The 10,172-nt window shown below is 47.7% G+C and carries 17 protein-coding genes; 14 read left to right on the plus strand and 3 right to left on the minus strand.

The window, feature by feature from the left end:
- Positions 1–15 precede the first annotated feature (15 nt).
- Positions 16–1,020 (minus strand): (S)-8-amino-7-oxononanoate synthase BioU, encoded by a 1,005-nt coding sequence (bioU, locus tag PMG25_RS01155; protein WP_283765080.1) that lies wholly within the window; start codon positions 1,018–1,020, stop codon positions 16–18.
- 312 nt (positions 1,021–1,332) lie between these two features.
- Between bioU and PMG25_RS01160 the strand changes: the two genes are divergently transcribed.
- The 11 genes from PMG25_RS01160 (at position 1,333) to PMG25_RS01205 (ending at position 5,665) form a co-directional block, all read left to right on the plus strand.
- Complete coding sequence (locus PMG25_RS01160; RefSeq protein WP_283765081.1) at positions 1,333–1,542, plus strand: DUF2997 domain-containing protein; 210 nt, start codon at positions 1,333–1,335, stop codon at positions 1,540–1,542.
- A 46-nt stretch (positions 1,543–1,588) separates the two neighbouring features.
- On the plus strand, positions 1,589–1,975 hold the full coding sequence (locus PMG25_RS01165; protein ID WP_283765082.1) for a DUF1257 domain-containing protein: 387 nt from the start codon (positions 1,589–1,591) through the stop codon (positions 1,973–1,975).
- Positions 1,975–2,421, plus strand: a complete 447-nt coding sequence (locus PMG25_RS01170) for a ferredoxin (RefSeq protein WP_283765083.1) — start codon at positions 1,975–1,977, stop codon at positions 2,419–2,421. Before PMG25_RS01165 ends, PMG25_RS01170 begins: the two co-directional genes overlap by 1 nt.
- 299 nt (positions 2,422–2,720) lie before the next feature.
- Complete coding sequence (locus PMG25_RS01175; RefSeq protein WP_283765084.1) at positions 2,721–2,939, plus strand: hypothetical protein; 219 nt, start codon at positions 2,721–2,723, stop codon at positions 2,937–2,939.
- Positions 2,933–3,271, plus strand: coding sequence for a type II toxin-antitoxin system PemK/MazF family toxin (locus tag PMG25_RS01180; RefSeq protein ID WP_347178707.1), 339 nt, complete (start codon positions 2,933–2,935; stop codon positions 3,269–3,271). Before PMG25_RS01175 ends, PMG25_RS01180 begins: the two co-directional genes overlap by 7 nt.
- Positions 3,244–3,330: a hypothetical protein gene (locus PMG25_RS24360; RefSeq protein WP_347178709.1), complete on the plus strand. Its 87-nt coding sequence runs from the start codon at positions 3,244–3,246 to the stop codon at positions 3,328–3,330. The genes PMG25_RS01180 and PMG25_RS24360 overlap by 28 nt, the downstream gene beginning before the upstream one ends.
- A 61-nt stretch (positions 3,331–3,391) precedes the next feature.
- Positions 3,392–3,958 (plus strand): Uma2 family endonuclease, encoded by a 567-nt coding sequence (locus PMG25_RS01185; protein WP_283765086.1) that lies wholly within the window; start codon positions 3,392–3,394, stop codon positions 3,956–3,958.
- A gap of 202 nt (positions 3,959–4,160) precedes the next feature.
- The gene (locus tag PMG25_RS01190; protein WP_283765087.1) at positions 4,161–4,424 is read left to right on the plus strand and encodes a UPF0175 family protein; all 264 of its coding nucleotides are present in this window, start codon (positions 4,161–4,163) and stop codon (positions 4,422–4,424) included.
- 69 nt (positions 4,425–4,493) lie between these two features.
- Positions 4,494–4,742: a UPF0175 family protein gene (locus PMG25_RS01195; protein ID WP_283765088.1), complete on the plus strand. Its 249-nt coding sequence runs from the start codon at positions 4,494–4,496 to the stop codon at positions 4,740–4,742.
- On the plus strand, positions 4,739–5,254 hold the full coding sequence (locus PMG25_RS01200) for a PIN domain-containing protein (protein WP_283765089.1): 516 nt from the start codon (positions 4,739–4,741) through the stop codon (positions 5,252–5,254). Before PMG25_RS01195 ends, PMG25_RS01200 begins: the two co-directional genes overlap by 4 nt.
- A gap of 51 nt (positions 5,255–5,305) precedes the next feature.
- On the plus strand, positions 5,306–5,665 hold the full coding sequence (locus PMG25_RS01205; RefSeq protein WP_283765090.1) for a DUF433 domain-containing protein: 360 nt from the start codon (positions 5,306–5,308) through the stop codon (positions 5,663–5,665).
- On the opposite strand, the gene PMG25_RS01210 is transcribed toward PMG25_RS01205, so the two are convergent.
- Both PMG25_RS01210 and PMG25_RS01215 read right to left on the minus strand, forming a co-directional pair.
- Positions 5,620–6,015, minus strand: a complete 396-nt coding sequence (locus PMG25_RS01210; RefSeq protein ID WP_283765091.1) for a DUF5615 family PIN-like protein — start codon at positions 6,013–6,015, stop codon at positions 5,620–5,622. The genes PMG25_RS01205 and PMG25_RS01210 overlap by 46 nt on opposite strands.
- Positions 6,016–6,327, minus strand: coding sequence for a DUF433 domain-containing protein (locus PMG25_RS01215; RefSeq protein WP_283765092.1), 312 nt, complete (start codon positions 6,325–6,327; stop codon positions 6,016–6,018).
- Between the two features lie 226 nt (positions 6,328–6,553).
- Here PMG25_RS01215 and PMG25_RS01220 point away from each other — a divergent pair, with 226 nt between their 5' ends.
- The 3 genes from PMG25_RS01220 to PMG25_RS01230 all read left to right on the plus strand — a co-directional run bounded on the left by PMG25_RS01220 (position 6,554) and on the right by PMG25_RS01230 (position 9,968).
- Positions 6,554–6,877 (plus strand): hypothetical protein, encoded by a 324-nt coding sequence (locus PMG25_RS01220; protein WP_283765093.1) that lies wholly within the window; start codon positions 6,554–6,556, stop codon positions 6,875–6,877.
- Positions 6,870–7,256: a type II toxin-antitoxin system VapC family toxin gene (locus PMG25_RS01225; RefSeq protein WP_283765094.1), complete on the plus strand. Its 387-nt coding sequence runs from the start codon at positions 6,870–6,872 to the stop codon at positions 7,254–7,256. Before PMG25_RS01220 ends, PMG25_RS01225 begins: the two co-directional genes overlap by 8 nt.
- Before the next feature lie 75 nt (positions 7,257–7,331).
- On the plus strand, positions 7,332–9,968 hold the full coding sequence (locus PMG25_RS01230) for a CHAT domain-containing protein (protein WP_283765095.1): 2,637 nt from the start codon (positions 7,332–7,334) through the stop codon (positions 9,966–9,968).
- Positions 9,969–10,172: the final 204 nt, after the last annotated feature.

A 10,172-nucleotide genomic window follows, 5' to 3' on the forward strand; every position in this document is an offset into this window, starting at 1 on the left:
AAGACAAATCCTCCTCTAGCGGACAAATTGGGGCATCACTTCAGCCGCAGTAAAGAGTCCGTGGATACCGCGACGGTGCAAGGAAATTCCGGCTTTGAGATAACCAAAGGCGGGCCCGCAAACGTTGGCAGCCATGCTGGTTTCATCCCCTAGAGTGAAGGTATGGGTGGAGAGTTTGCCTTCAAAGGTGCGTCCGGTGAGTTGCACATTGGTGCTGAGGGGTTTTTTGGGGTTGCGGGTATCGACAACACCGCCAACAGAGACGCAGGAGCGATCGCAGATTCCCGCTAATTCCAGCATAATATCATCAGCATGTTCCATGTTTTCTAGGGCCAGAATGCCGTTCGTCTTATCTAGGAGTGCCTCCACCTCCGCATCCGTCATCGCTCTGGCTTTCTCCACATCATAGCCAGGCATATGGGCAATATCTTCGCGAATAGTGGCCCGATAAGCCTCCCAATTGGCAATACCCACCCCAAACGTAATTTTACACGAGTGAACTTCAGCATAACTTTGGGCAGCCAAAGCCGCAGCCGCCGTCAGCAAGCCAGGAGTTGCCCCGCATCCCGTCATATAGGTAATTCCAGCCTTTTGCAGCTCATCTTGCAGCTCTAGCAGTTGTTCCACAGCACTGGTGCGTTTGAGCGCATCCACCAGCACCCCTTGCCAACCGGAGGCAATAAACTGGCGAGCCACATCCGCCATAAACGTATTGGGGAGATTGGGAAGCGCCAGAAAATAGCCCTCTACACCAGAAGCCTGTTGGATGAGGTCAGCAATGCTATTCTCGCTCAGGGTTCCCCATGGCTCGACATATCCCACCGTATGGGACTCTCGATACACCTGAGCGCAAGCCTCCCCATCTAACCCTTCTGGGTTGTACGCATAGCCCTTATGGTCAGCCACTGCCGTTAATCGCATTTCCCCTTTGGGAGCCAAAACCTTAGCGGCTGCTTGTCCCAAACCGCCAAAGCCCAAAACACCAACAGGCATCACCCCAATATTTTGCTTGTTCATCATCGTTACACTAATTGTTCTAACCCGACTAATCCTCCATTATCAACCATTGCGCGTGATTCCTTCCCTCATCGCCCTCATGAGAAATAATTACAAATGATAACGATTTATATCTCCATCAGTAAACCCTAAGATCCTTATAGCTCAGGATTCTTGACGATTTGAGAAACTTGCGTCACACTGACAAATAATTGAGAACACACTTCAGGTGTGTCATAATTTTTGTTACGATTTGCGTCGTTATGATGCAACTAAAAGCCCAGTTCATACCTTTAAGGAAGAATCATAGGCTTTGTTTATCAGGGACAGACTCACATGGAAACCCTAGAGTTCGTGATTTACCCGGATGGTCGGGTAATGGAAAAAGTTACTGGCATTGTTGGATCGTCTTGTGCGGAAGTGACCGCAGCCATTGAAGCTCAACTCGGTCATGTCCTGAAAGTTGAACCAACTGCTGAGTATTTTGCCCAAGTGCAACAGGAAGAGAACGTTACTACTAATCAGGCTACATTTAGCCAATGGTAACGATTTTGCCCACTGTATTTTGTATTTTTACACCAAACAACCTGCCATGTCACACTTTAGTCAAATTAAAACTCAAATTCGCAATTTAGAGGCTCTAAAAACCGCTTTAAGCGAGTTAGAGATGGATTGGAAACCCGGCCCTAGCCCTGTTCGTGGATATCAAGGCCAAACCCACGATGCTGAGGTGGTGATTGAACAAGAGAATGGGTACGATATTGGCTTTAGCTGGAATGGCCAACACTATGAATTAGTCTCGGATATGCAATTCTGGCAACAGAATCTGTCCGTACAAGGGTTTATTAATAAAATTACTCAGCGCTACGCCTATCATACGGTGGTGCAAGAGACAGCCAAACAAGGGTTTCAAGTGGCAGAACAGCAAAAAAATGAAGATGGTTCGATTCGCTTAGTGCTGCAACGTTGGAGTGCATAATGGATGATTTTTATCCCCTTTCAACCGAAGATCAGGATTTAGAACGCAATGGATTAGAGCCTGAATTAGGCGGTGCATGGCGGGATGAACCGGAATGGACAGGATTTGAACCCGAATTGGGGGGAGTTCTGCGCCAGAAAGGGGTTTATGTGGATGAGGTAACTTGTATTGGGTGCAAACATTGCGCCCATGTGGCCCGGAATACGTTTTATATTGAAGACGAGTATGGGCGATCGCGGGTGATTCGGCAAGACGGAGATCCCGAAGAGCTGATTCAAGAGGCGATCGATACCTGTCCCGTAGACTGTATCCACTGGGTTGATTACACGGAACTCAAACAATTGGAAGAGGAACGAAAATATCAAGTGATGCCTGTTCCTGGTTTTCCGATTAATCGAGCTTTGATGTCATCAAACCAACGCCGATTACACCAAAATCCTGAATAAATGAACACAAAAGGCTGTAAAACTACAGCCTTTTTATAAGAGAATGAAGAGTCTGTTTTAGCAGAATCAGGGTTTTCGGATTACTTGTCTAATTTACAAGACTATGAAGAGCGTTGAGCGCGTGGGGAAATTCAATGGCGATCGCTACTTAGCAGACTTAGACGTAGCTTTATCTACAATATTGGGGTTGTAGATAGGCGAGATCGCCAGAAACCCGCCCCCACCGGTAACTAGAAATCCGGTTTCTTCCCCCTCACCGATCGCGCTATCCTAAAAATAGTTGATGTGGCACGCCAGAGATGACATTACCCGAATTACGCGATCGCATCCTAGCATTACCGATAGGCGATCGCTGGTATCTAGTCCAAGCACTCCTCAATTCCATTCAAGCAGAAACCACGGGTGCTAATGGCGATCGCGATGAAGAGTCTGTTTTAGCAGAATCAGGGTTTTCCGATTATTTGTCTAATTTACAAGATTATGAAGAGCGTTTAGCTCGTGGGGAAATTCAGTGGTGAATATTCTGCGAGGAGATGTGGTGGTGTGCGATCTTAATCCAGTTGTGGGTACGGAACAAGCAGGAGTTCGACCTGCTGTCGTGGTGCAAATGGATCGAGCCAATAAAGCCAGTCCCCATACCATTATTGTGCCATTGACCAGTAAAATACGGCATACCCATGCGTTGATTTGGTGGGATAGCCAACCCGAAAAGTTGCCAGCCGATATTAGGGCGTTGCTTTCACAACCGGATACAGAGCAAGTTGTTAGTGTGGATTGTATAGCTTACCCTTACATCACAAAGACCCATTCGATCGCTTACTCATTGCACAGGCACTTGTCGAAGGGTTAACAGTGTTAAGCAAAGATGAGAACTTTAAGTTGTATAGCGTCCCCCTATTATCATTTTGAACGTTAACCGCCCCCACCCACCCGAAACCCAAGCCAGCACCCAGATCAATTGTTAATTAAAATGACGGATGTCCTCACTCGACAACTAACCCTAGAACAATTCCTCGAACAACCCAATCTCGAAGGTTCACCCGCTTGGGAATATATCGACGGTGGGGCTATCCAGAAACCTATGCCTAAATTTCGCCATTCTCTGCTGCAAAAGCGACTGTTAGCAGCGATTGATAGAGCCACGGACAAGTACCTGACTCTGCCAGAACTGCGTTGTACTTTTGGCGGGCGTTCCATTGTCCCCGATGTTGTGGTTCTTGCTTGGGATAAGGTGGCGCTGAATGCAGAGGGAGAACCGGAAGATAACGTTATGCAAGCGCCAGATTGGTCGATTGAAATCCTTTCTCCTGACCAAAGTAGCAATCGGGTTATCGATAATCTACTCCATTGTCTTCAGCATGGCAGCCAATTGGGTTGGTTAGTCGATCCGCAAGATCGCTCTATTTTGGTGTTAACTCCCGGACAAGGGATAGTGGTTTGTCGGGGAGAGCGCCAACTGCCAATGCTCGCGGATATGGATTGGCAACTGACCGCAGAAGAAGTGTTTAGTTGGCTAAAATTAGGGAAACCAGAGTGAAGTGTGCAGCTCCCAGAAACCGGGTTTCTGGCAACTCTGCTTGGCTATTCCATATCCCTGTAGAAACCCGGTTTCTTTCCCCTCAGCCATGCGATCGCTATAATACAGACTAAGAGATCGGGCGCGATCGCTAATCCAAACCCATTGTTCATTATTAATTGTTCATTATTACATTGTAGGGGCAAACAGCCGTTTTAAAATCATGCAGATTACCATTGAACTCCCTAGTGATATTGCGAATCAATTCCAACCCGTGGATGCTTCCCGCCGAATGTTAGAACTCATTGTAGCTGATGAGTATCGCCAGGGTCGTATCGGAGCTGCTCAAGTCCGTTCAATCCTTAATTTGGGTTCTCGTTGGCAAGCTTATGAATTTCTGAAACGAGAAAAAGCTTATCTACCTTATACAACTGAAGATCTAGAAGAAGATAGTCAAACCATTGCCTCTCTTTTAGCGAATCAATGATTATTGTTTCGGCTATCGCCGACATGAAAATTGTTAATTGTTAATTGTTAATTATATCGCGCTAAATCTATGAGCCTTCTGATTTCAGATGACATCCTCCAAGCCTCACACCTTACCCCAGATGAATTTTGTCGCGAGATTGCTGTACATTTCTTCCAAGCCGGAAATTTAACTTTAGGGTATGCCAGTCAGTTAGCGCGGATGTCTCCACAGCAGTTTCGCCAACTTTTGCAGGAGCGCAGTATTCCCCTTTACTCTTATGATGTGGAGGATTTTGAGTTGGATATCCAGAACTTGCGAGAATTAGGGCGATTGTGATTATCATCAGTGATACATCCGTCATTACGAGCTTGGCAGCAATTTCTCATCTGCACCTTTTACCGGAACTCTACGATCGCCTCATCATTCCCGAAGCAGTATATCGCGAACTGGTCGCGATCGAGCCACCCGTTCCTGGAGCGGTTGAAGTGAAAACAGTTCCCTGGTTAGAGGTGAGGCAAGTTACCAATAATGAGGAAGTTGTCCGCCTTCAGGAAGAGGTAAGGTTAGATCCGGGGGAATCTGAGGCAATCGCGCTTGCGTTAGAATTGAAAGCAGATTTGCTCTTGATTGATGAGCGCTCTGGTAGAGCAGAAGCCCATCGGTTAGGGCTGAGAATTACGGGATTACTGGGTATGTTAGTAGAAGCCAAGCAGAAAAATTTGCTCAGTTCGGTAAAGCCTTTAATGGATGATTTGATTGCCCGATCGCAGTTTAGAATCTCTCCAGCATTGTATCGTCAGATTTTGGGGATGGTTGCAGAAACAGATGATCGCCAGAATACAGAGTAAAAAATCGGGCGATCGCGCTACCCTAAAAATAGTTGATGTTTCACGCAAGAAATGACAATAACCGTTGAAAACGTCCCATTAGTTACCGATCGCCAAGGCGTTATCCGAGTTGCCCAAACCCGTGTAACTCTCGATACGGTTGTGACGGCTTTTCTGGAGGGATGTACGCCAGAGGAAATCAGAGAACAGTATCCATCATTACAACTTCCGGATATCTATCTGGTGATCGGTTACTACCTTAGACATCAGGATGAGGTTGATACCTATCTGGCAGAACGTCAACGACAAGCCGATGCGATCCGGCAGGAGGTTGAGCAGCGTTTCGATCCGGTGGGAATACGCGATCGCTTACTTGCCAGACAAAATCAATTCTGGAGTTTTGAATATTCCCGAACAATAAATGTCTGTTGATTCCCTTTCCTATTCTGTTTCATCACCCGAAGAAGACGATTGGCCATTGGGTGTGTATCTTGAGCGAAAAAATCATGGAGCGCTTGCACTTTTCCCGTATAGTCTCGATCGGCTTTGCAAATAATGATCCCTGCATGGTTTGAGGTTGTAGAGTGGAGGTTGAGAAAGTCTTGACGATTTTCAGTAATAACGATTCGACCGGCACAGGTCGCATACTCCAATACCACATTGTCTGGAATTTTTCGATTGGCTTGTCCAGCTTCGTAAGAGGTCAACACATCATAACTCATCCCTCGCATCAGATCGACCATTGCCAGTGGGAAATTTTCATTAGAATAGAACTTTAGCATTTACTCACAATCAGCAATAGCACGATCAATTTCTTCTCGGTTGAGTTCGTAATAGTTGAGTGCAGCTTGGATATCTTCAAGTGTTAGTCCTGGGTAGTTGTACATTAACTCTGAATCTGGTGTACCTTGCTGTTGGTAGGCAACGATCGTCCAGACGGGAATTCGAGTATCGCGAATTCTCGCCGCACCGCCACAAATTCCTGGCGTTTTGTGAATGGGATACTGAAGGGTTTGGACGAATTTCAGGGTTTTTTCAAGCAATTCATCCGGTAATGTTTCCAGGGTTTGGAGAAGTTGTTCTTTAAGAGTCATCGCATTATTCCCTTAATCGAGGGGGATTGGAGAGAAACTGCTACCATAGAACTTTAGGGATTGTCACGTTGACCCCTATTGTACAAAAAGATGACCCACGCCACCCACCCAGAACCATTGTTTCGGCTATCGCCTTTACTGAAAATTTTTAATTGTTAATTGATATGACATCACCAGAATTACTCGATCGCGCTATCCTAAAAATAGTTGATGTGGCACGCCAGAGATGACATTACCAGAACTACGCGATCGCATCCTAGCATTACCGATAAGCGATCGCTGGCATCTAGTCCAAGCACTCCTCAATTCCATTCAAGCAGAAACCACCAGTTCTCATGGCGAGACGAATGGAGCATCTGTAACGGCTGAGAGTGAATTATCACTTCAAAGGTTGCGTAACTCCTCTGAGGCTGCTGCTCTTTTGGCTCAAGCCTTAAGCGACTCAAAGGGTGAGAATCATGAGTTATCGTTAGATGGGTTTGGGTTTCTCCCGCAACGGGTTGATCCTCTAGTCTTCCAAAAGCAACTCAGGCAAGAGTGGGATGACTAGATATTTACTCGATACGAATATTTTTATCTATTATTTCAATGGAGATGCAGTGGTTCAGCCCTTGTTTGCCAATATTTTAGCGGGTAATCATGAAGGTTACTATTGCCCTTTAAGTTGGATTGAATTACTCTGTTATCCAGCTTTAACCCCAAGGGAAGCCAATCAGATCAGAGCATTTTTGAGAAGGCTTTCCTCAGTAACTCTGACGGAGACGATTTTAGACAGCGCTGCTCAGATTCGGCAAAGTTACCGCTTGAAACTACCCGATGCTGCGATCGCCGCTTGTGCTTTTGTACAAGGCTACACGCTGGTCACTCGTAACATAGCAGATTTCCACAGAATTATGGGTTTGGCACTGTATAACCCTTTTAATCCTTAGCCGCCACCCACCCAGAACCATTGTTTCGGCTATTGCCGACATGAAAATTGTTAATTGTTCATTGTTAATTGACCTATGGATGCAGACGATCTACTCAAACAAGGGATAGAACAATACTACAAAAGCCAGTTTCGCGGAGCTACTGCCTCCTGGGAACAGGCGCTGGCTCTCTATCGGGAAATGGGAAATCGCCGGGGAGAGGCAAATTCCCTGGGAAATCTGGGCCTTGCCTACCAATCATTAGGGCAATACCAAAGAGCGATCGCCTTCCAAGAGAAGTCTTTAACCATAGCTAGGGAAATAGGATATCGCCAGGGAGAGGCAGCTTCCCTGGGAAATCTGGGCCTTGCCTACCAATCATTAGGGCAATACCAAAAAGCGATCGACTTCCAAGAGAAGTCTTTAACCATAGAAAGGGAAATAGGAAATCGCCAGGGAGAGGCTAATTCCCTGGGAAATCTGGGCCTTGCCTACCAATCATTAGGGCAATACCAAAGAGCGATCGCCTTCCAAGAGAAGTCTTTAACCATAGCTAGGGAAATAGGATATCGCCAGGGAGAGGCAGCTTCCCTGGGAAATCTGGGCCTTGCCTACCAATCATTAGGGCAATACCAAAAAGCGATCGACTTCCAAGAGAAGTCTTTAACCATAGAAAGGGAAATAGGAAATCGCCAGGGAGAGGCTAATTCCCTGGGAAGTCTGGGCAATGCCTACGATTCATTAGGACAATACCAAAGAGCGATCACCTTCTACGAGCAGCTTTTAAAGATAGCCAGGGAAATAGGAAATCGCCAGGGAGAGGCTAATTCCCTGGGAAGTCTGGGCAATGCCTACTATTTATTAGGGCAATACCAAAGAGCGATCGACTTCCACCAGCAGCATTTAACGATAGCCAGGGAAATCGGCGATCGCCAGGGAGAATGGAAATCTCTAAATAATCTTGGTGATAGTCTCCGGCAAATTCCACAGCTCGTAGATTTGGCAGAAAAAACTCTACGAAAAGCAGTAGAAGTTTGTGAGACTTTGCGATCTGATTTACAAGACAGTCATCAAATCTCCATCTTTGAAACCCAACGAAACTCTTATCGACTTCTGCAACAAGTCCTCATTGCCCAAGATAAACCCATAGAAGCACTAGAAATCTCCGAACGGGGGCGCACCCGTGCCTTTATCAACCTGCTCAGACAGCGCTTCCCCGAAGAGAGCAACCCTTACATCAGCGCCCCTCAAATTCGCCAAGTTGCCCAAACCCAAAACGCCACCCTCGTCGAATACTCCATTGTTTTTGAAGAACTCTATATCTGGGTGATCCAACCCACCGGCAACATCGAGTTTCGCCGCTCCCCCATCGCTGAATCCGACCTCAAAAACCTAGAAACCCTAATTCTCCGGGCGCGAGTCTCCATCGGCATCACCGAAAAAGACAACGACAACCAACTCCTCAAACTCAACCCGGAAGAAAAACCCCGCAACGGTCACTTTCCCTGGCTGCAATACCTCTACAATATCCTCATCGCCCCCATTACCGATCGCCTGCCCACCGACCCCGAAGACCGCATCATCTTCATTCCCCACTATGCCCTCTATTTGGTTCCCTTCGCGGCCTTACAGAACCCCCAAGGGCGCTATCTGATCGAAGACCATACCCCCCTCACCGCTCCCTCTATCCAAGTCCTAGAGACCACCCACGCCCAACAGCAGCGCCTGCACCGAACCCAGAAAAAAGCCCTCGTCGTCGCCGAACCCACCCTGCACCCCAAATTCCAACAAGACCCCTACAAACTGCGCTCCTACGAGTATATGCAGGAAGCCGCCCAAACCATTGCCACGATTCTCGACACCCTGCCCATCATGGGCGACAGCGCCACCAAAGTCGCAGTCATTAACCAAATGCTGCAAACCCGCATCGTCCATATCTTCGCCCACGGACTCCTCGACGAATACCAACCCGAAGACACCAACCTCGGCGACATTCCCGGAACCATTGTCCTAGCTCCCGATGCCGACAGTGATGGCGCTCTCAATGCCGCCGAAATTCTCGACCACAAACTCAACGCCGAGATTGTTGTCCTCAGTGCCTGTAGCACCGGCAAAGGTAAAATTACCGGCGATGGCATTATCGGCCTATCGCGCTGTTTCATTCTCGCCGGAGTTCCCAGTCTCGTCGTCTCCCTCTGGAACATCGGCGCACCCGCCGCCAAAGTCCTAATGACGGAATTTTACCAAAACCTAGCCAACGGCAAAAACCGCGCCGCCGCCCTCCGTCATGCTATGCTCAACACCAAAATCCGGTTTCCCAAACCGGAATCCTGGTCAGGGTTCACCCTCATCGGCGAAACCCACCCCCTCACCCTAACCACCCAACAGATAGAAGAGGCCTTACGCACCATGTCCATCCCCGAACACGCCACCCCCGAAGCCATTGTCAAAGCCTTCACCGACCTATTCGACTACTACGAACCCGAATTTTTAAACCAAATTCAAGGCTTAGACCTCCAACCCACGGACAGCATCGAAACCCTAGCCACCAAAATCAAAGCCTGGTGCAAAACCCATCCCAACGTCGAAGAAAACATCGAAAACGACCTCAGCCAAATGGGCCTCGATGATGCCGAAGAAGCAGAAGACGACCCAGAAGAAGTCGTCAAAAGAGCCTATGAAAAATACCTAGAAAACCTCAACCGCCTCGGCAAAAAAGACCAAGAAAACTAGGGGAATGGGGGAATGGGGAAACCCCAGAAATCTGTCGCCCTCATCCCCCAACCCCTTCTCCCACGGGAGAAGGGGAGAAAAAGTCCCTCTCCCGTGGGAGAGGGATATAGGGAGAGGGAAACCCAGAAACTTGTGCCCTCATCCCCCAGCCCCTTCTCCCACGGGAGAAGGGGAGAAAAAGTCCCTCTCCCGTGGGAGAGGGAT

The sequence above is a fragment of the Roseofilum capinflatum BLCC-M114 genome, assembly GCF_030068505.1.
GTDB classification, from domain to species: Bacteria; Cyanobacteriota; Cyanobacteriia; order Cyanobacteriales; family Desertifilaceae; genus Roseofilum; species Roseofilum capinflatum.